16 protein-coding genes are annotated in these 20811 nt (G+C 54.8%); 8 read left to right on the top strand and 8 right to left on the bottom strand.

Going from position 1 to position 20811, the window contains the following annotated elements:
* Nucleotides 1–195 precede the first annotated feature (195 nt).
* From WMW72_RS20920 to WMW72_RS20890, 7 genes are all read right to left on the bottom strand, one after another.
* Entirely contained in the window at nt 196–1929 is a 1734-nt protein-coding gene (locus WMW72_RS20920; protein WP_341417503.1) for a hypothetical protein, read from the bottom strand.
* 36 nt (nt 1930–1965) lie between these two features.
* A complete protein-coding gene (locus WMW72_RS20915; protein WP_341417502.1) occupies nt 1966–3216 on the bottom strand; it encodes an efflux RND transporter periplasmic adaptor subunit in 1251 nt (416 codons plus the stop codon).
* A gap of 63 nt (nt 3217–3279) precedes the next feature.
* A complete protein-coding gene (locus tag WMW72_RS20910) occupies nt 3280–4863 on the bottom strand; it encodes a DHA2 family efflux MFS transporter permease subunit (protein ID WP_341417501.1) in 1584 nt (527 codons plus the stop codon).
* Nucleotides 4864–4902: 39 nt separating this feature from the next.
* Nucleotides 4903–5556 (bottom strand): HlyD family secretion protein, encoded by a 654-nt coding sequence (locus tag WMW72_RS20905; RefSeq protein ID WP_341417500.1) that lies wholly within the window; start codon nt 5554–5556, stop codon nt 4903–4905.
* Nucleotides 5557–5580: 24 nt separating this feature from the next.
* A complete protein-coding gene (locus WMW72_RS20900) occupies nt 5581–6012 on the bottom strand; it encodes a MarR family winged helix-turn-helix transcriptional regulator (protein ID WP_341417499.1) in 432 nt (143 codons plus the stop codon).
* Between the two features lie 174 nt (nt 6013–6186).
* A complete protein-coding gene (locus WMW72_RS20895; protein WP_341417498.1) occupies nt 6187–7335 on the bottom strand; it encodes a Gfo/Idh/MocA family protein in 1149 nt (382 codons plus the stop codon).
* Nucleotides 7336–7389: 54 nt separating this feature from the next.
* Nucleotides 7390–8313 (bottom strand): DNA-3-methyladenine glycosylase family protein, encoded by a 924-nt coding sequence (locus tag WMW72_RS20890; protein ID WP_341417497.1) that lies wholly within the window; start codon nt 8311–8313, stop codon nt 7390–7392.
* A gap of 167 nt (nt 8314–8480) precedes the next feature.
* On the opposite strand from WMW72_RS20890, the gene WMW72_RS20885 reads away from it, so the two are divergent.
* The 8 genes from WMW72_RS20885 to WMW72_RS20850 all read left to right on the top strand — a co-directional run bounded on the left by WMW72_RS20885 (nt 8481) and on the right by WMW72_RS20850 (nt 18637).
* Complete coding sequence (locus tag WMW72_RS20885; RefSeq protein WP_423227577.1) at nt 8481–9068, top strand: CatB-related O-acetyltransferase; 588 nt, start codon at nt 8481–8483, stop codon at nt 9066–9068.
* Nucleotides 9069–9290: 222 nt separating this feature from the next.
* Nucleotides 9291–10634, top strand: a complete 1344-nt coding sequence (locus WMW72_RS20880) for an extracellular solute-binding protein (protein ID WP_341417495.1) — start codon at nt 9291–9293, stop codon at nt 10632–10634.
* A gap of 181 nt (nt 10635–10815) precedes the next feature.
* Nucleotides 10816–11706 carry a carbohydrate ABC transporter permease gene (locus WMW72_RS20875; protein ID WP_341417494.1) on the top strand — a complete coding sequence of 297 codons (891 nt, stop codon included), beginning with the start codon at nt 10816–10818 and terminating at the stop codon, nt 11704–11706.
* A gap of 20 nt (nt 11707–11726) precedes the next feature.
* Nucleotides 11727–12608: a carbohydrate ABC transporter permease gene (locus WMW72_RS20870; protein WP_341417493.1), complete on the top strand. Its 882-nt coding sequence runs from the start codon at nt 11727–11729 to the stop codon at nt 12606–12608.
* A 192-nt stretch (nt 12609–12800) separates the two neighbouring features.
* The gene (locus tag WMW72_RS20865) at nt 12801–14681 is read left to right on the top strand and encodes a sensor histidine kinase (RefSeq protein WP_341417492.1); all 1881 of its coding nucleotides are present in this window, start codon (nt 12801–12803) and stop codon (nt 14679–14681) included.
* Between the two features lie 8 nt (nt 14682–14689).
* The gene (locus WMW72_RS20860) at nt 14690–15889 is read left to right on the top strand and encodes a response regulator (RefSeq protein ID WP_341417581.1); all 1200 of its coding nucleotides are present in this window, start codon (nt 14690–14692) and stop codon (nt 15887–15889) included.
* Nucleotides 15890–16316: 427 nt separating this feature from the next.
* Entirely contained in the window at nt 16317–17990 is a 1674-nt protein-coding gene (locus WMW72_RS20855; RefSeq protein ID WP_341417491.1) for a ribonuclease J, read from the top strand.
* 299 nt (nt 17991–18289) lie between these two features.
* Entirely contained in the window at nt 18290–18637 is a 348-nt protein-coding gene (locus WMW72_RS20850) for a hypothetical protein (protein ID WP_341417490.1), read from the top strand.
* A gap of 191 nt (nt 18638–18828) precedes the next feature.
* Here the strand turns inward: WMW72_RS20850 and WMW72_RS20845 are convergent, their stop codons facing one another.
* Nucleotides 18829–20748 (bottom strand): 3'-5' exonuclease, encoded by a 1920-nt coding sequence (locus WMW72_RS20845; RefSeq protein ID WP_341417489.1) that lies wholly within the window; start codon nt 20746–20748, stop codon nt 18829–18831.
* Nucleotides 20749–20811 lie beyond the last annotated feature (63 nt).

Genomic DNA, 20811 nt, shown 5'->3' with positions numbered 1-20811 from the left:
TCTGTAAGCTTACCGGAAATTCAAAGTCAGGAAAACCGGAGCAGAGGACAATAATACCGGGGAAAAGTCTTTTTACCGCCCAGATTGGCCGGGTAGAGCTACAGGTCGGGGAACGGAAGGACTGCCTCAGCCGTTTCATGCTAAAAAAACCGCCGACAGCCTCGTATCGGCAGTCAGCGGCGTTCCCTTGCTCTTCTATTCCAAGTGTGCGATCAGCATTCTTGCCTGACCATGCGGTGTCTCGAAAACTTCATATACATTGATCTTCAACCTATTCTCAAGCTGATCGATAGGGTCGCGGAAGTAAATGCTCTGTTCTCCGTTCAGCATCTTGTTATCGCCAACCAGATTCAGCGTCTGCGTGCCCAGCTTCCTGTCATCGGACCCGAGAAGCTCCAACTGCAGCTTGGACGCACTATCGTCAGCGATGACGGCTTCCGTGGAGGAGAGTTCGACATCCCATTTCAGTTTGAATTGGTACATAAAGCCGCCTGTAGGCGAACCTGAGGTCGAGAGCGAGATGAAATGGCTCTTGATATCCAACTTATAAGGATAAAACTCGGTGCTCTTGCCGAGCTGATACGGATAGCCCGCTTCCAGGGAAACCTGCGCGATAGGCGCCTTGTACGGCGCAGCTGTCTTAGCATCGTTCAGCTGGAGCGTGAAATGATTACCCGGCTTGGCCGCGAGCGGCACAACGAAGGCATAGTCGACCACATTGGCAGTGCCTGGAAGCACTTCGGTCAAGTTGCCGGACACCCGGCTGCCTGTGTAAGAATTGCCGTCAGGTCCGATCAGATCGAATGCCCAGGCGGGCACGGGAAGAGGTTTGTCAGTCCCGTTGCTCAGCTTCAGCTTCACAACGCCGGACTGATAGCCCTGACCCTTATTCTCGTACAGACGGAAATCCTCGACCGATGCCCCGAGCTCCGAATAAGCCGACTTGGCGAGCGGATCCAGCTTGAGCGCCCTGTGCAGACCTTCCGTCAGCGGAACGGAAGCCGCTGATCCGTCTTGAGACGGCACAGCCAGTCTGAGCTTGCCCACCGTATAATTCACAGTGGCGGAAGCATCCGTTTTTCCCGGCACCCGGTAGGATTCCTTCGTCATCACGGTCAGATTATCCAGAGGCTGTGTCAGATCATAAGGGATGGCGAAGTACACATACCGGCGTTCCTGTGGCTCCAGCGCTCCGGCATTGGCATCCAGCAGCTCGCCCGCATAGAGCTGTCCGGCCGCTTGCCCGTCAAACTCGACCGCTGGGATCGCTTCGGCCGAAGCGCCCCCGTTCGTAACCAGCAGCTGCAGCACCTGGGCTGCAGCTCCGTCCTTGAACTGCTTGGTCAGGCTAACCGGCTGGTAGGACAGGGACGAATCCAGACCCGGGATCGTGAAGGACTTGCCCCACTCGATCTGGGAAAGCTGCCCCGCCGAGCTCGCCGCTCCGCTCCAGACGAGGGAAGCGACGGGCAGCTCCAGCAGCTTAGTTTCCTGCTTAGGGTACACATCCTTGTTTACATCGACCCAGACCAGGTCGGTCGGCGCAGGAGCATCCTGCCTGTCGACGACAATCATATACCGGAGTTCAACCGATGACATCGGAGCAATCGAGACCGGCTGATCCGCGCTCGGACGGAGCACATATTCCGTGCCAGAGGCCGTTCTTGCGCGAAGCTCGTAATCCGGCACACGGGCCGTACTCTCCCAGACGTTATACATCGTCACGACGGCAGCCAAGCGGGTGCCGCCTGTGATTTTCTCCGTGGATATACTCTTGACCTTAACCTGCAAAGCGCCCGACAATACGTTCGGCACCTGTGCATCCAGCACTGCCGCATGAGCGGCAGGGATAACGGTCAGCACGGACGGGGTACTGGCCGCCAGGGCGACGATCACCGCGCTGGCCAGCGTTTTCTTCCATATCTGCATGATTGTAAGTCCTCCTCTAAGCATAGCTATAGGCTTCTATTGGCTGACGACCGCTTGATCCTTGTCCTGCAGGTCCTTCTGACCGGAGATGACGACGAGCTCGCCGTCCTTCAGGCCTCCTGTCACTTCGCGGCCATTCTCGGTGCTGGCGCCCAGGGTGAGCTTCCGCTTCTCGACATGGTCATCTACAACTGCGAATGCGTAGGAGGCATCTCCCTCTTGGACCAAGGCCGCATTAGGCACGGACAACACGGATTGGCTGCCCCCACCGTCGCCAAGCTGCAGCTTGACCCGCATGCCCGGCTTCAGCTTCCGCTGCGGATTCGGTGCGGATAGCTCCACCACGTACGTCTTGCTCGGCAGGCTCATCACATCTGCTACATACACGATCTTGCCGCTGAGCTTGTCATTCGAGCCTTGGACGGTGAATGGAATCTCCTGCTTGCCGGACAACTGCTTGAGCATAGCCTCCGTCACATCGGCATGCACCTTGATCGGGTCAAGCTGCTGCACGACGCCGGCCGTATAGCCCTGAGGCACGGTCATACCCGCTTCCGGCGAGAAGTCCGTGAGTACTCCGCTGATCGGAGATTTCACTTCAAAATCGTTCAGCGTCGACTCAATATCGAGCAGCGCCAGATCGGAGCTGTCCATCTGAATACGCAGCGGTGCAAGAGCATCGGTCGATTCGAGATTAGCCAGTTGCTTCTGAGCCGTATCCAGATCCAGCCGCGCCGCCTTGAGCGCGGACTCGGCCTTCTCAACCTGAGTCTTCTGCACCGTTCCGGCATCGAAGTCATTGCGTGCGTTATTGTAGGCCTTCTCCAGATCGGCAATCTGCAGCGTGAGCTTCTCAATCGAATTGCGAAGCACCGCTTTGTTCGTCACAATATCGTTGGACGTCTTGTCGATTTGGGCCTTCAGATTGTCCTTGGTCAGCTTCGTCTTATCCCGGTTGCGCGCTGCAGTCGAGGAATCGAGACGGAAGAGCACATCGCCTTGATTGACACTATCCCCCTTCTTCTTCAAGACCTCGATCACATCACCGCCCAGCTTGCTCACGATGTTTACCTGAGTGGAAGAGACGATGTCCGCATCCAGCTCCTTGGCTCCTGTGACGAGTCCGGAGGAAACCTTGGCCACCCGTACCGTTTTGGCGCCGCTCTGCGCCGAACTAGGCGCTGAGCAGCCGGCGGCTGCCGCAGACAGCAGGACCACCATACCGACCAGCGTTACGCGCGTCCAGGCGGAGTTCCTTTTCGATTGTCGCTTCATTGCATATGTCATGTGCTTATACGCTCCTTTGCATCCTTGTTCCAATGGCCTAATCTCTCACCCGACTTACACGGGCTATTCTCCCATCATGTGCATGCTGCTGGCGCCGGCATCCTTATTGCGCTTCTCCTTGAAAAACAGGCTCATGACGAGTGCTACCAAGGACAGCACGGCCGTCACAATAAACACGTCATCAAGCGCCGTCACCGTCGCCTGCATCTGTACCTGCCCGTAGATGTAGCTGAGCGCACTGGATTTGGCTTGAGCAGCCGACTGACCCGCGCTTATGAAGGCGTTCTGAATCTTGGCAATCTGATCCGTAACCGTCACGGAGAGCGAATTGAGCTGCTCCGCATAGTTTGCACTGTGGAAGTCGCGGCGTCCCGAGAACTGCAGCGACAGCCAGGCGATGCCGAACGCGCCGCTAACTTGGCGGACCGTATTGGAGAGTGCCGTCCCCTGTCCGATCTTATCCGGAGGCACCGTGCCCATACCAGCTGTCTGCATCGGCATCATCATCAGCCCCATACCGGCAGCACGCAGACACATCCAGAAGATGATCGTAGCGAACGAAGTCTCGATCGTAAGCTGCGCCGTCAAATACAGTGCGTACGCCGTAATCAGAAGCCCGGCGATGGCAAGCTTCTTAGCTCCCAGCTTATCGTACAGCGCCCCCGCAATAGGCATCATGAATCCGGACAGCAGCGCCTGCGGCAGCAGGATCAGCCCGGTCTGTACGGCGGACAGCCCGGAGATGCTTTGCAGGAAAACCGGCAGCAGGAACAGCACCCCCATCATAATGACCGTCACTAGGCTGGAGATGAGCAGCGTCAGTGTAAATGTTCCGTTTTTCAATAACGACAGATCAAGCAACGGTTCCTTGATATTGAGCTCTATAAGTACGAAAGCCGTCAGCGAAATCAGCGCCACAATCAAAAATGCCAAAACCTCGTGATTGGTCCAGCCCTTCTCCCCGACCAGCCCTACCCCATACAGCAGGGAAGCGAGCCCAGTCGTAGACGCCACGAACCCCCATACATCGAAGGAGCGTTTGATCTCGGACTTGTATTCCTTAAGGAAGAAAATAGATAAGAACAGATCCGCGATTCCGATCGGTACGTTAATGGTAAAAATCAGCCGCCAGTCCAAGTACTCGACAATATAGCCGGACAAGGTCGGTCCCGTAGCGGGTGCAAACATGATCGCAATCCCGAACAATCCCATCGCAAGACCGCGCTTCTCATTCGGAATCATGCGGAAAATCATCGCCATACTGATCGGCATCATCGCGCCGCCCCCAGCAGCCTGGATAATCCGGAAGACGATCATCGAATCATTGCTCCAGGCGATGCCGCATAGAGCCGATCCGATCGTAAAAATAATTAATGAAATGATATACATCCGCTTGTAGCCAAACCGGTCCCCCAGGAATCCTGTGGCCGGAACCAAGGCTCCGCTGACCAGCGCATAAGCCGTCACGACCCATTCGATCTGCGACTGATTGACGCCGAACACGGACATCATCTTCGGAATGGCCACATTGACGATGCTTGTATCCAGGATAGCCATGAAGACACCCAGGATCATGGCAAGCATCGCGAGCAGCGGCAACTTGGGCGCAGCCGTCGCAGCAGCCGGGCTTGTCTCTTGCGCGCTCATCTTGTGAACTCCCCCTCCCGCGGCATGCGCGCATACCTGTTACTTTTCAATTCGTACGGTCGCATTCAGTCCCGGGATTAGCCGCTTGCCTCTCGTGCCGTCGAGGGCGATTTTGACAGGAATACGCTGGATGACCTTAGTAAAGTTGCCCGAAGTGTTGGACGAACCGAGCAGAGAGAAAGACGAATTCGTGCCCAATCCGATTTTATCGATATGTCCGGTAAACGTCTCACCCTTGAAGGCGTCAATCTGAATGGTGACCTTATTGCCCACCTTCACCGAATTGACTTCTGTCTCCTGCAGATTGGCTGTAATGTACAGAGCGTCCAGATCCGCGCTCATCGCAAGTGCCGCTCCCGGAGCAACGGTCTGATTCTGAACCGCAGCCGATTGGATGACCGTTCCGCCTTCAGCCGCTGTAATCTCTACCGTAGAGGCAGGCGTGTTGCCACGTGCTGGCACGGTTTCGACGATGCCAAGCACATCTCCCTTGGCGAAGGAATCTCCCTCCTTGTACTTCCACTCCACGAGCTTGCCGGCCGACAACGAGCCGATAGCCCTGAGATCGCCCTGTACCTTAGCGTCCTCCGTTGTTACATATTTGCCGCTTTCCACATACGCATTGACGCCAAAATAACCGCCCACCAGCACAAGGACGATCACGATTGCGAGGATGATCCGCTTCTTGTTCATGAATCTACTAAACCCCTTTCTTTCCTACTCACCGTTTCCTCCCAGAGAGGATGTCATTTTGCGCAGCAAGCGCACGAATTGCTCCTGTTCCTGACTGTCCAAGCCGCCCATCAGTTGCTTCAGTATCTCTCGCTTGCAGCTCCACATCTCCGCCGTTAGCCCCTTGGCGCTCTCCGACAGCTGCAGCCGGACAACGCGGCGGTCGGTCCCGTCGCGCTGACGCACGACCAGACCCATCTGCTCAAGCCGGTTCACGGAAAGCGTCGTCGCACTCGCAGAGAGCTCCAACTCCTCGGCCAGCTCCCCGACTGTAGCACCGTTATTAACGAATAACGTATGCAGCAGCACCATCTGCTGCCGGGACAGACCGGAGGAGGCGGCCCATTTGCGGGCGTGCCGGACGACGATCACAAGCAGCTCATCCAGGTCCATCAGCCGTTTGTCGATCTCGGACAATGACTGTCACCTCCATTTCGTTTTACAGTAAATTAATTTACTTTTAAATTATTTTAATGATAAAATATCATCATTCTAATAATTCGTCAACGATTATTTTTATGTTAAAATCAAAACAAAAAGACCTGACGAAATGTCCTCCGCCAGGCCTCATCCAACCGATGTATCTTTTCGTTATTCTTCCTCTACACGAACCCACCTCTGCTCCTTGTGGCTCTCCATGATCGCTTCAATCAGCCTCATAATTCGATGCCCGTCCTTCAACGTCGCGAACTGGCTTTTCCGTCGGGGCTCCTCTATGCGCGCATAGAAGTCTAGGAACAGGTTCTTCAGTCCATCCGGCCAGCCTTCATCATGTCCGCCCGGATAGTGCGTCATGGCAGCCGATCTCGGCAGCAGCAGACCCGGATCACGCGACCAGTCCTCGCTGGCTGTCTCCCGCTTGCCGACCCACAGGGCATTGGGATTCTCCTGATCCCAGGCCAGCGAGGAATACTGTGCAGCTATCTCAAAGCTAAGACGGTTCTTGCGCCCGGCCACCACCTGGGATACGGTAAACACTCCCTTCACGCCATCCTCCATGCGGAGGAGTACGCTGCCGTAGTCCTCCGTATCCACGGCAAACGCCTCTCTCTCGCCAGATTCGCTGCCGCCTGCGAAAGTTTCTACGCTTTCCTTGGGACGGAAGCGGGTCGGATAGACCGTCTTCAGATCGGCCATCACCTCGATAATCCGCTTGTTGAGCACATGCTGCACGGTATCGCACCAGTGCGAGCCGATGTCTGCTATGGCCCTAGACGGTCCATTCTGCTCCGGATCGAGCCGCCAGCTGTAGTCCGTGTCGAACAGCAGCCAATCCTGCAGATAGGTGCCGGTGACATGATGCACCTTCCCCGGCTGGCCCGTTTGCAGCAGCTCTTTCATCTGCGACACCATCGGATAATGCCTGTAATTGAAGCAAACACCGGTTACCGCCCCGGACTGATCAGCCAGCCTTACCAGCTCCGCCGACTCCCGGCTGTTCACGCCCAGCGGCTTCTCCGACATCAGATGCTTGCCCTCCAGCAGTACGGCACGGTTGATCCCGTAGTGCAGCGCATTGGGTGTACAATTGTGAATGACCTGAATCTCAGGGTCCTGCACCATGTCTCGCCAGGAGGCGTACGCCCGGGGAATATTCATATTCCCAGCAACCTCCTCACCCTTCTCTCGCGAGCTTGCAGCAATCCCACACACCTCAACGCCAGGGATCCGCCGCAGCGCCTCCAGATGTGCCATCGCCGAGAACCCGGTTCCGGCAATACCTGCCTTGATCGTATCCATCTCCATCGCTCCTCTCCATTTCTCTTCTATTACCCAGAAAATGAGAGAAACGATTCAAACGTATAGCGTCCTCCATAGATAAAAGGTCGCATACGCTTCCCAGCCCTGCCATGGAACGGCCATCTCCCGTATTTCTTCCATAGAAGGCTTGCGCGGCAGGCCAAGAAGAACCTTCAGAGCATTGTGAAGCCCCACATCGGCAATCGGAAATGCTTCGGTGTGATGCAGGCATTTCATGCGGACATAATCGGCTGTCCAGGCCCCGACGCCCCGCAGGGCAAGCAGCGTCTCCCGAGCCTGATCGCGATTCTCCTGAAGAAGCCGCTCCCGGCTCAGTTCTCCTCGCGCCATTGCCTGGGCTACGCCGATGACGTATTCCGCCTTGCGGCCGGTAAATTGAAACGCCGTCAGCTCAGCGGGCTCCAGCTCCGCGATCACGCGGCAATCCGGGTGCAGCCAGTACACTTGCCCTCCATGGATCAGCTGCTCCCCGAAGCGCTCCACGAACCGCCGCTTCAACGTATAAGCGAAGGTCAGGTTGATCTGCTGTCCGATGACTGCCCAGCTCAGCGCCTCGAACAGATCAGGAAAGCCGATCATGCGCAGGCCGGCATATGATGCGGGAAGCCGGGCCAGCACCGGATCATGCCGCAGCAGTTCCTGGAAGCCGTCCAACGGCGTATTCAGGTCCAGCCAATCCCATACATGCCTCGCGGCTTCCTCTCGTGCCGACTTGGATGGAATTCCCGCGGGGAAGCTCACACGGATGATGGATGCGGACGCCTCCCAGCTGATGCGCAGCAGAACCGGCTTCGGCTCATGCTGCGTCCTCAGCAGCTTGCACACCTCGTCGCCTTGAACCTGATGCGTCACCTCCTGAGTGGAGCGGCTGAGGAATATCAAGCACTCCTTATAATTGAATGGCTGGGGTGGGACGATATCCAGAAAAGCCTCGTGGTCAGTGTATGAACACTTCATTCGTCTTCTTCAGCTCCTTTCGCCGCAACCCTCTTCATTATCTGCAATTATAGTCGCTGTCTGCAGAGCTTGTCATTCCGATCCTCTGTAAAATGCCGCTTCTAAATGTACGTTTGGCTCATGCAACCTATCGGTCCCGGAATATACTACACTATTTGAATCCGGTGATGAAGGGTGTGGCTGCATTGGGTATCGACAACCTGCGGGGGCAACTCCCGCCAAGGGCAGACGGAGGCAAGACGAGCATCGGAGAGTTCACTTACGGGACGCCGGAGGTGAGATCATGGGGGGAGTACAGCCATTTGACCATCGGTAAATTTTGCTCGATCGCCGACAAAGTTACGATTTTTCTCGGAGGTGAGCATCGCACGGACTGGGTAACCACCTATCCGTTCAATGTCTTGATTCCTGAGTTCGCGTTCATTCAGGGACATCCCCGGACCAAAGGTAACGTCACGATCGGCAATGATGTTTGGATCGCATCCGGCGCTACGATTTTGTCCGGTGTCCAAGTTGGCGATGGGGCGGTCATCGGTGCAGGCGCGGTCGTCTCCCGCGACGTGCCTCCCTACGCGATCGTAGCGGGCAACCCGGCTAAGCTGGTGAAGTACAGATTCAGCGACGACATTATCGTCCGGCTGCTGCATATCCGGTGGTGGGACTGGCCGACCGACCGGATCGAAAGCGCCATTCCTTTGCTGCAATCAGGCGACATCCATACGTTTTTAACCCATTTCGACATCCAATCAAGCTGAAGTGAGAAAAGCCTTCGCAACATCTAATCCCCGGTCCTAAGCACCGGGGATTTTGCACGTTATCCGTCGAAAATTGTGGTACTTGCCAATCTGAAACTTTACTTCCATATTGTACCGACCTTTAGAAATCCCACCTCTTTTCTATAGTTCCCACATTGTAAGGGGGTTGAGAATTGGTGATAATAAAAACATCCAATCCAACACATAAGGGGGATACAAACAATGAAAAAGAAAACAGCACTCCAGGCAGTAATCGCAGGAACGCTGGCTGTAAGCTTGACGGCTTGTGGCGCGGGCGGCAACAAAGGAACAGAAAGCACTCCATCGCCAACTCCGGCTGCCGGAGGTAATGAAACGAAGAAAGCCGACAACATAACAATCACTTTCCAAAATATTTATCCAGATCCGACCGATCCTAAAAATGGCGTCATGAAAAAGATCGTCGCCGATTATCAAGCGAAAAACCCTAACATCAAAGTCGAGCTCGACTCGCTGAACACGGACCAGCAGAAGCTCAAGCTCAAAACGCAAGCCGCTTCCAAAGAAGTACCTGATATTACCGTCGTAAACCCGGCCGCTCAAATGAAGCCATTCGTCGATGCCGGACTTTTCGCTCCGCTGAACGACATGGTCGCTCAGAACGGACTGAAGGACACCTTCCAAAGCGGTATCCTGGACTGGTACACCTTCAACAACAACATCTATGCGCTTCCTGACGGCAACAACATCGGCGTTGTGTACTACAACAAAGATCTGTTCCAGCAAGCAGGCGTCGAAGTTCCGAAAACCTTCGAAGAAATGGTTGATGCCGTTAAGAAATTGAAGGCTAAAAATATCCAGCCGTTCACCATCGGAGAAAAAGATTCTTGGACAGGCTCCTTCTTGTTCATGAACATCCTGCTTCGCACGAACGGCGGCCCTGGCTTCCTGCAAAGCGTTGTAGACGGCAAGAAAACGTTCACCGACGCTGCATTCACGGATGCGGTTGATAGCTTCCAAGATCTGGTACAGGCCGGCGCCTTCCAAGAAGGCGCAACTTCCTTCGACTATAACGCAGGCGAGAACTTGTTCAAAACAGGCAAAGCCGCTATGTACTTCATGGGTACTTGGGCAACTGGCGGTATCGAGACTTCTTCCGTAAACGGCAAGGTTGGCGTATTCAAGTTCCCAACAGTCAAAGGCAAAGGCAACCCAGATGAGTTCATGCTCGCACCAGGCAGCGCGTTCGCCATCTCCGCGAACAGCAAGCACCTGAAAGAAACCAAGGACTTCTTGAACTACTTCATGCTGAATTTCCCTAAAGAAGCCTTCGCTGTTAAAGGCGCTGTAGGTCTGGCGCAAAAGGTAGACGGCGACTTCAAAGCAGCCGGTTACTCTGATATGGCGATGGAAGTTTTGAACCTCTTCAAGCAAGTTAAGGGCGGAGACCTGGCATTCGACAATACGATGAACCCAGGAACTTCCCAAGGTCACCTGACGAGCATCCAAAACCTGTTCGTACAAAAGAAAAATTCGCAAGATGTTGCCAAAGAGCATCAGACAGCTTACGAAACCAACAAAAAATAAGATCGCACCCGGCCGCATCCTTGCTTTACTAAGTTTTAAACTGGCTTAAACCGCCAGTTCTTTCACAAAATCAAGCAGCCGGATCGAAATCGCTCCTCTACCGTCAGGCAGGGTGGGCGGTTTCGATTCGCTTCATTTCTAGAAATGTTAAGAAACTTATAAGAAGGGAGGCGGAAGCCAAGTGAACGTATTACGTGTCTCCAAGTGGACCATTGCTGCCTTCGTTCTGCCGTGTTTGGTGCTTTACGTCGGCCTGGTTTTCGTGCCAATTCTCGTCTCCATGTACAGCGGTCTGCTCGATTGGAACGGGATCGGCGAATCGAAATTCATCGGTCTGGAAAACTTCAAGAATATCCTGACCGCCGACCCTGTATTCTGGCCGTCCGTTCGCCGGACGCTGATGTTTGCCGTATTCTCCATGGCGGAGATTCCGGTGGCCTTATTCGTCGCTATGCTGCTTAGCCGCTTTATCAAGAAGCCGAACTTCCTGGTGGCCAGCTACTTCCTGCCGGTCATCCTCTCCGTCGTTATTATCGGGCAATTGTGGAAAACGATCTATAATCCAGCCGCGATGGGCGGCATGCTGAACCAGGTGCTGGACCTCTTGAACCTGGGAAGCTGGAAAAGATCTTGGCTGACCGACCCGAAAATTGCGATGTACTCCCTGTACTTCGTCGCTTTGTGGCAATACCTGGGCTATCATACACTGATTCAATTCACAGGCATTCAGAATATTCCGGCCGATATCTATGAAGCGGCCAAGATCGATGGTGCCGAAGGTCTGAAAGCCGACTGGTACATCACGTTCCCGATGAATATTCCAATCTTCAAAATTTCCATCGTCTTGGCGTTTATCGGTTCTCTGCAAGCCTTCGACATGATCATGGTCATGACCGGCGGCGGCCCGGCTCACGCGACAGACGTGATCTCAACGCATATGTACAATATGTCGTTCCTATCCCTGAAATACGGTTACGGCAGTGCCATCGCAGCCTTCCTGGTTGGTATTTGCTTAGTGGCTACGCTGATCATCAACTTGATCTTTAACCGGCTCGAACGCAAATTTTCGTAGAAAGGAGAGTGTTCTCTCTTATGCAGTCAACGTCCCGATCCGCTACAGTCCAACCGGCCATCCGGGTGAGACGCAGCCGCTTCTCCTTCGCGAAAGCTATCGTCCTTGTTTTCTTGTCGGTGCTTGTCGTCACTCAGCTATACCCTCTGCTCTGGCTTGCGCTCTACTCGCTCAAGACTAACGAAGAGATTTTGTCCGGTGCCTTCTTCGCTCTCCCGGCTTCTCCGCAGTGGAAGAACTTCACAGATGCGATTCAAGCAGGGAACTATTTCCAATATCTGAAAAACAGCTTGTTTGTGACCATCGTCAGTATGGCGGGCGTCCTGCTGCTTAGCACGTTGGCTTCCTTTGCCATCAGCCGGTTTAAATGGAAATACGGGCAAGCTGTCATGTTGATCTTCCTGATCGGGATGATGATTCCCATGCAGGCGACCTTGCTGCCGCTGATGCTGATCTTCAAAAACCTGGGCATTCTGAACACACATGCCTCGATCATCTTGCCTTATATGGCGTTCCAGACGCCGGTCGCTATCTTTATCATGAGCGGGTTTATGAAGTCGATTCCCGCTGAGATTGAAGAATCGGCCATTATGGACGGAGCGAGCGTCGGACGGATTTTCTTCAACATTATCCTGCCGGTCTCAGTTCCGCCGATGATGACCGTCAGCATTCTGACCTTCATCAATATCTGGAATGAGTACATTCTGGCGTCTACGTTCATCTCCTCGGAGCGGCTCAAAACCTTGCCGTTCGGGGTAAACAGCTTCGTCAGCCAGTATTCGGTCAATTACGGTGCGATCGGAGCCTTCCTCGTCCTCGGGGCACTACCGGTCATTATCGTATACTTCCTGCTGGCCGACAAAATTACAAAAGGGATGGTGGCGGGAGCGGTCAAAGGCTAAGCCTCCGCCCCCTTTTCCCTTTCTACGCAAGCGGCGTTTGAATGCCGTAGCCGTTCGATTTTCATAAGATGCTCCCGCAGCCGCACGAGCTGCGGGACCTGATATTTCCCTTACCGGCTCCAGCCCGGTAAGGGATTTACCATTTCTATTGTGGTACAATAAGTGGAGGAATTATGGCGAAAGGGGATCATCATGAAGCGGAGCCTGAATTCCATTCACAGCCGATTGTTTCTGCTCTTCCTGGCTTGCATGCTGGTCCTGCTCTTTATTGTAAGCTTCCTGTATGACCAGAAGACAACGGAAATCATTCACGGTAAAATCAGTGACCTGGCAGAAAAAAATATCTCGCAAACCGTCGGTCTGTTCGACCTGCTGCTGCAGGGCTATGATAGCGTTACCAAGTCGCTCAACAGCAACTACGAGATGCTGCGGCTGATCGAGGATCGCGAAGCGAACCGCGAGACGGCCGTCGGCGCCATCAACGAACGCACAATCACTAACATTATAGGGGCGATCTATTACTCCCGGGACGATATTATCGGCATTCACATCATCACCAACGGCGGCAAAAACTACAGCTACGAGCGGCGCTTCGCTGGCGTCATGGACGCGAACTATTCCACCTCAGATTGGTATCAGAAGCTAGTAAATTCCTCGGGGGAGATGGTCTGGCTTGGCCTATACCCCGGCTCGGTCATCAACCGGTTTACGGAGGACCCGCTCTTCGTCTTCGGACGCAAGCTGTTCGATCTTAGCGAGCATAAGATGATCGGGGTTATGCTGATCGAAACGGACCCCAAGCCGATTCTCGCGGCGCTCTCGAACGTAACGATAAGTCCGAACAGCCGGGTCTATATCGTCGACCGTGAGGACCGTATCATCGCTTCTACGGAGATGGATCAGGTGCAGCCGCCTACCTTCAGCGGTCTTCCCCGCCCGCCAGCGGGGCAGATCGTCGTCGACAACGGAAGCGATCAATTGATCGTCGCGGCCAAGGCCAAGCTGTCCGACTGGACCGTAATCGGTCTGACTCCGAAGGGAGATATTAACGCCGAGGTCGTGAAGACACGCAAATACCTGCTGATCGTTGTGCTCGCCCTAGTTCTAGTCTCCACTGCGCTCGCCAGCCTGATCTCCCGCAGCATGTCCTCCCCGCTCAAGCTGCTGATCCGCGAGATGAAGCAGGTCGAGATGGGAAATTTCAAAGGCTCGGTCAACGTCAAGTCATTCGATGAAATCAACTCGCTCGTCTCCTCCTTCAATCGGATGGTGTACCGGATGGATGAGCTGATCGAGCGGATCAAGCTGGCTTCCATCAGTGAAAAAAACGCGGAGCTGCAAGCCTTGCAGTCGCAAGTCAATCCGCATTTTCTATATAACACACTGGATATGATATACTGGATGCTCGACGAGCAAGAGAATGATAGGCTGGGACGGGTGATTTTGGCCTTATCGCAGATGTTCCGCTACAGCAGCGATTGGGAGGAAGCATCCAAGACGACGCTGCGGCAAGAGCTGGAGCAGATGCAGCACTATATGACGATTATCGAGAACAGGTTAGCTGGACGAGTCCGGACGGAAATTCAGGTTGCAGCGGAATGGCTGGACGTCCCACTGCCCAAGATGACGATTCAGCCTGTGATCGAGAATGCCGTTAAGTATGGACTCGAGCCGCTGCATGAGCATACAGGCGTGCTGCGTGTCTATATCGAGGCGGACGACAACGAGCTGCGCATCGTCATCGAAGACAACGGAGTCGGGATTGAGCCTGGCGTCCTGGAGCAGATGCGAGCTTCGCTCCGCGGCGATACCGTGCAGCCGGCGGAGCCTGCTGCGGAGCCGATTCGCGGATTCACAAGCGGAAGCTACGGAATGTCTGGCCTGAGCATGGTGCAGGGAGCTGCCGCCGGTCTGCCCTTGACCGGCCGCACTCGCCGCGGCATCGGACTAACGAATGTCCATCGCCGGATGACGCTGATGTTCGGCGATTCTTACGGACTTCGTATCGAAAGTACCCCGGGGCGAGGAACAACGGTCATCCTGGCGATGCCGCTCCCCCGCAAAGGAGGTTAGAACTCATGATTCAAATTCTGATCGTAGACGATGAACATGTCATTCGCGAAGGCATCCAACGGACGCTGCACAACCGCTTCCCCGAGTACCGTATTCATCTGGCGGCAAACGCCGAGCAAGCGATCGCGCTGCTGCGCGAGCATCGTATCCATATTGTGCTGACGGATATTCTGATGCCCGGCATGACGGGCCTGGAGCTAATGAACGTCTCCCGTCACCGGCATCCTCAGCTCAAGTGGGTCGTGATCTCAGCTCACTCTGAGTTCGCCTACGCCCAGGAAGCCGTCCGACTTGGGGCCAAAGATTATCTGCTCAAGCCGATCGGCAAGGAAGTGCTCGGCGACATGATCGAGAAGTTGAGCGCCGACATCATCAAGGAAACGGCGCAGACGGAGGAAGCGGAGCTGCTGAAGCGGAACCGCAAATATTTACGCGAGGCGGTCTTCCAACGCTTTGCCGCCGGATTGGATACGGGCCGCATCGATATGAGCACGATGATCGAGCAGCACCCACACTTCCATCTGATCATGGTGAAGATGGAGGCCGACCGGCCGGTTCGTCTGGAAGTATTCATCATCGAGAATGTGCTCTGCGAGCTGATCGACCGGCACGGCACCGGCTTCGTCACTGCCCACGACAGCCGCAGCCTGCTTGGCTTGATCACGCTGCAGAGCGAGGACAAGCTCGCAGAGCTGCTAAGCGAGCTTCGCACGCACCTGATTAATTACCTGCGTGTACCGTTCCAAATCATGCATACGGAGCAGATCGAGCGATTCTCCTCCGTTCCAGAGGAAGTGCAGCGGATGCGCCAAGCGTCCACCACGCAGGTCTACGAGCATTATGCAGGAGGCGGCGGAGAGCGCGCCGTCGAGGTAGCACAGCAGTATATGCGCACGCATTACCAGGACGATCTGTCGCTGGAGAAGGTCGCAGCGCTCGTGTACTTGAACCCGGTCTACTTCAGCCAGCTGTTCAAGCAGAAGACCGGCCAGGGCTTCAAGGAGTACGTCATTCAGCTCCGGCTGGAGCAGGCCAAGCTGCTGCTAGCCAATCCCAAGCTCAAGCTGGCCGATATCGCCGAGCGCATCGGCTATCAGGATGTCCGGCACTTTACCCAGGTGTTTCGCAAGCGTTACGGGGTTACCCCGTCCGAATACCGGCAAGAAGCGGCGCAGGAGGCTGCCGCGACGGCGGATGAACACAGCTAGAGTTAGAGCTAAAGCTAAAAACTAAAGCCAGGGTCGGGTCGCCCAGACTCAAGGTATGGCCGAAAAAGCGAAGAATCTGACGCTCCCGCGTTTGGTTCTTCGTTTCTTTTTTGTCCGGATGTGCGGATTCTTTTGTGTACTGTATATGCTGGCCCTCTTTTACGCCTGCACATACTGACTCTCTCTTGTCCTGTACATGCTAACTCACTTTTGTTCCTGGATATTGGACTCACCAAACTCCTCACTTAGGGCCTCGTCGATGCCTCTCTCTCCTCCTCCATCCTTTACCAATTTCCTTCACCCCTTGAGAAGTCCGCAACCTCAGCAGATGACATATGCATAAATCCCCTGCTGCCGAGAGACATTATACTCATTCTTCCAGGGTCTGCTTGAAGGCCCCAGTTGCATGGACGAAGGAGCGTTCTAGATGAATACGAATGAAGACCTGCTGTCGATCGCCGCTCTCGGAGGCTTACATGAGATCGGCAAAAATATGTACATGCTCCAATACAACGAGGAGATCCTTGTCATAGACTGCGGATCGAAATTTCCGGACGAAAGCCTCCTCGGCATCGATCTGATCGTACCGGACATCTCATATCTGCTGGAGAACCGGGATCGGGTCCGGGGTTTGCTGGTTACGCATGGGCATGAAGACCATATCGGGGGAATCCCTTATATCATCAAGCAGTTGAACATGCCGATCTACGCCACGCGGTTGACGCTGGGACTGATTCGAGTCAAGCTGAAGGAGCACGGACTGCTCGGCTCGGCGAAGCTGCACGAGATCGACTCGAGCACGATCCTGGAGTTCGGAGGGGTCTCTGTCAGCTTTTTCCGTACCAATCACAGCATTCCGGACTGTCTGGGATTCGCCTTCCATACGCCGCAAGGTACGGTCGTGCATACGGGCGATTTTAAGTTCGACTTTACGCCCGTTAATCAGCAATATGCGGAGCTTCATAAAATGGCCGAGATCGGCAAGCAGGGCGTGCTGCTGCTGCTCTCCGAGAGTACGAATGCCGAGCGGCCCGGCTTTACCCCGTCCGAGCGCATGGTAGGCGATCATATCCAAGAGGCCTTCCATCAGGCCGAAGGCAAAATCTTCCTCTCCACCTTCGCCTCCAATGTGAATCGGGTGCAGCAAGTCATCGAGGCTGCGGAGAAGACGAGGCGCAAGCTGATTTTGCTCGGCCGAAGCATGGTTAATGTCGTGGAAATCGCCTCCAAGCAGGGGTATCTGCGGCTGCCTGACGGCATGCTCATCGATGCGACGGACAGCGACCAGTATGCTCCGCATGAGCTAGTCATCCTCTGCACGGGAAGCCAGGGTGAGCCTATGGCGGCTCTTGCCCGGTTGGCAAGCGGCAACCATCGGCAGGTCAGCATATCTCCCGGCGATACGGTGATCCTGGCGGCAACCCCGATCCCCGGCAACGAACGCAATGTCGGTCGGATCGTGGATAATCTATTCGAGCGCAGAGCGAAGGTCATCTACGGCTCGGGCTCTGTGACGGGGATGCATGTTTCCGGCCACGCTAGCCAGGAGGAGCTTAAGCTGATGCTTTCGCTCATGAAGCCCAAGTATTTCGTCCCGATACACGGCGAATACCGTATGCTTCACCAGCATCGTCTGCTGGCGGAAGCGGTCGGGGTGGAGTCAGAGAACATCTTCATCCTCAATAACGGGGATGTCGTGGACCTGACCGGCTCCGTAGCCCGCCAGGAGCGCAAGATTCCGGACGGGAATACGCTGGTAGACGGCCTCGGAATCGGGGATGTAGGGCAAATCGTGCTGCGCGATCGCAAAGTCTTGTCCGAGGACGGCATTCTGATCCTCGTCATGTCGATGACCAAATCAGGTGGAACGATTGTATCCGGTCCCGAACTGATCTCCCGCGGCTTCGTCTATGTGCGAAAGTCCGAAGGACTGATGGACGAGGTTCAGCGGCTCGCCTTAGCGACGATCACGCAGCTGCAAGAAACCGGCGCCAATCAATGGGCCGTCTACAAGCAGGCGCTGAAGGAAGCCGTGGGCAAGTACTTATTTGCCCAAACGAAGCGCAGACCGATGATTCTGCCGATCATCATCCAGGTCTGACGATAGGATCTTCCTTGGGAGAGCGGGGGGTGGCTCCCACGGCTTCCCCCTGAATACTGGCGTACTCCATCTCCGGGAGTACGTTTTTTGTTGATACGCAGACATATGCATCAGGGTCTTGCCTTCCTACTGGACCGACCGTGCTGATGGCCGCCCCCTTACTGCGACCCTTGCAGCCTTTGGGTCCTGGCACTTGATATATACCTGATCTACCCCCAAGATTGGCGCCGTTTAAAAAAATTGCATTCGGGAAACATTACAAGGGAGCTCATGATCCTGAACTTACGTAGGAGGTTCGTATGCTACTCGTGTATGCTGTCGCCTTGCTGCTTGGCGGGCTGTTTGCGATCAACGCTATCTTCGCTTATCAGAGCAAGCACATCGACCCGGCCTTCTGGACGACCGTCTGGTATCAGTTCAAGCTGCTGCCCGTGATGTTTGCAGCCAATATCATGATCGGTTATGGGGTCAAGTTTACGTATAAAGTGCTGAACAACCTGACCTTCGCCCTGTCCTTGTCCAAAGGCATCGAAATTTTCGTCTGCGTCGCGATCGGGTTTCTCTTTCTGAAGGAAGTGCCTACCTGGAAGACCCTTCTCGGTCTGGTCATTGTCGTAGGCGGGTTCTGGATTTCGAAGCTGAAGTGATTTTCTCTCGGTGCGTTAACCGTTGACCTGGGGAACCACGTCTCGCCCAATACCGGAAGTAACCGTCTCATTCGGTGAAATAGAAGGTTGCATAAGGGGTGTATTCTCTGGAGCGGATAAAAAAGAACCTGCTCCGCCAAGCAGGTTCTCTCGTCATGTATACCTAAGCGAAAGCAAGATAACTCCAGACCTCAACCCATACGGCTGTTCGGGTCACTCTCTCGCTTGCGGCCGACTCGGATCTCCTCCAAATACTTCGTAAAGGTTGACTCTCCGCTATAGGATAGGCTCAGCCAATCCAACGCCCGCGTCATCCCGATATAGAACAGCGACACCTCGCGTTCCTCTACCTCTTCGAGCGAGAACGGCATGTTCTCGATATTCACGATGAATACCGCCCGGAAGTCCAGTCCCTTGGCCCCATCAATCGTTGACAGCTTAACCGTTTCCTCCCGGTGAGTGAAGCCGTCTTTGCCGTCCATGCTTTCCTTCATCCGCGTAAACGGAATGTTGGATTTGAGCAGCTGTCCCTGAATATCATCGATAAATGACTGCTTGTGGTTATCCTTGACCCGGTACAAAATCAGCATCTCGTCATATGGCATATGACGCTCCCGATGCAGCAGCTCGATTTGCGCCGCTACGTCTTGCATCTCCTCCACAAAGGACGCGCAGCGGACGATCCGCGGTTCCGGTCCCCGGCGCCGCGTGCTTTGCGGCGGGATGATCTCGACGCCTCTGGCCGTGCCTAGCTTCATCTTATTCTTCAACTGCGAGTGCTTGTTGTAGAAATCCCACGCAAATTGCACAATCTGTGTCGTGTTGCGGTAGTTGATCGTCAGCACCTTGGAACGCCCACGGAAATCCAGCCCTGTATCCTGGGCCAGGCTGGTCTTGCGCTTGAAGCCGGATTGCGCCCGGTCTTCGACCAGCAGCAGCGATTGGGTGGCCGGGTTCAGCACCTGCCCGAGCAGCCTCAACCAATCGGATTCGAACTCCTGCCCTTCATCGATCAGGATCGCATCATAGGTAGGGAGAATGGCTTCCTTCTTCTGCAGCATATCGAGCAGGATCGGGATATGCTCTTCCCGGGTTTGCAGCTTGTTGCGGAGCCACTCGCGGAAGTTGTACACCTCGATCCGGCTGCTGATCATCTCCGGCGTCTCCTCGCGAAGCTGGATCAGATCGAACAGATCGACCGGCTGCTCCAGCATCCGGTCGATCATTTGCCGGAGCCGAAGGGACAGCGGGATGCCGTAGCACAGCACGAGAATTTTCCAATTCGGGTGCAGCTTCGCCAGCATCTTGGCCCGACCGGCCAGTAGGATCGTCTTACCACTGCCAGCCACGCCCCGGATTAGCCGGTGCCGGTCCCCCAGATGCTCGGCCAATGTTTCCTGATGCATATCCATGGTCTGGATGTTATGCAGAGACAGCAGCATCTGATCCTGAAAGGAAATCGGCCGAGCTCCCTCCGTTCCAATGCTGATCTGAGGCGAGATCCGATGACGAATCGCCCTGACATCCCCGGACGTCAATCGGTAAAACCGGCGGCTCCACACGCTAAACATGCCGAGCAGCTTCTCCACCAGATTTTCCTGAGAGTAACCATCCTCCTCCGGATCAATCTCATCCTGACAGAACACGAAATCAGCCGGGATCATCTCGTAGAGATCGTAGCGCACGAAGTCCGCCCGCTTCATCCGGGTGAATACCGCCCCGAAGCCGCAGGCAAACTTCAGCTGTCCAGCCTGAACACCCTGGAGCTGAATCAAGACCTTGTCCCTTCTAAGCTGCTTCTCCAGATGCTGAGCATGGTCCCGTGCTTGCTTCAATGGGCTTTTGACCGTCGTCAGGTCGCCCTTGGCTGTGTACAGCGCCCATTCATTCTGATCCATCTCCTGCAGCATGTTGCGTGTATAATCGCGGACCTCCAGCACGACCAGACCAAGGTCCGGCCCGATGACTACGAAGTCCGGCCTTCTTCCTTGAATCTCCGGTTTATAGTAGACGATGTAATCGCTCGGCAAATCCTCGCGCAGGGTTTGAAATAATATCCGTTCGCCCGCTATGGCGAGACGCGGGATCGTATCGGGAACCATATAGGCCATAACCTGTATCTCCTAGTCCATATTTCCTAATCTTAGTATACAACGGAAAGGAGACAGATGGAA

Origin of the sequence: Paenibacillus filicis, assembly GCF_038070315.1 — a bacterium.
Taxonomy (GTDB): Bacteria; Bacillota; Bacilli; order Paenibacillales; family NBRC-103111; genus Paenibacillus_G; species Paenibacillus_G filicis.
This window is presented reverse-complemented; position numbering and strand designations above follow the sequence as displayed.

Excerpts from the sequence above, each read along its gene's own strand:
- WMW72_RS20920 (WP_341417503.1), bottom strand. The coding sequence starts at position 1,929 with ATGCAGATATGGAAGAAAACGCTGGCCAGCGCGGTGATCGTCGCCCTG.
- WMW72_RS20915 (WP_341417502.1), bottom strand. The coding sequence starts at position 3,216 with ATGACATATGCAATGAAGCGACAATCGAAAAGGAACTCCGCCTGGACG.
- WMW72_RS20910 (WP_341417501.1), bottom strand. The coding sequence starts at position 4,863 with ATGAGCGCGCAAGAGACAAGCCCGGCTGCTGCGACGGCTGCGCCCAAG.
- WMW72_RS20905 (WP_341417500.1), bottom strand. The coding sequence starts at position 5,556 with ATGAACAAGAAGCGGATCATCCTCGCAATCGTGATCGTCCTTGTGCTG.
- WMW72_RS20895 (WP_341417498.1), bottom strand. The coding sequence starts at position 7,335 with ATGGATACGATCAAGGCAGGTATTGCCGGAACCGGGTTCTCGGCGATG.
- WMW72_RS20890 (WP_341417497.1), bottom strand. The coding sequence starts at position 8,313 with ATGAAGTGTTCATACACTGACCACGAGGCTTTTCTGGATATCGTCCCA.
- WMW72_RS20885 (WP_423227577.1), top strand. The coding sequence starts at position 8,481 with ATGAAGGGTGTGGCTGCATTGGGTATCGACAACCTGCGGGGGCAACTC.
- WMW72_RS20880 (WP_341417495.1), top strand. The coding sequence starts at position 9,291 with ATGAAAAAGAAAACAGCACTCCAGGCAGTAATCGCAGGAACGCTGGCT.
- WMW72_RS20870 (WP_341417493.1), top strand. The coding sequence starts at position 11,727 with ATGCAGTCAACGTCCCGATCCGCTACAGTCCAACCGGCCATCCGGGTG.
- WMW72_RS20865 (WP_341417492.1), top strand. The coding sequence starts at position 12,801 with ATGAAGCGGAGCCTGAATTCCATTCACAGCCGATTGTTTCTGCTCTTC.
- WMW72_RS20855 (WP_341417491.1), top strand. The coding sequence starts at position 16,317 with ATGAATACGAATGAAGACCTGCTGTCGATCGCCGCTCTCGGAGGCTTA.
- WMW72_RS20850 (WP_341417490.1), top strand. The coding sequence starts at position 18,290 with ATGCTACTCGTGTATGCTGTCGCCTTGCTGCTTGGCGGGCTGTTTGCG.
- WMW72_RS20845 (WP_341417489.1), bottom strand. The coding sequence starts at position 20,748 with ATGGCCTATATGGTTCCCGATACGATCCCGCGTCTCGCCATAGCGGGC.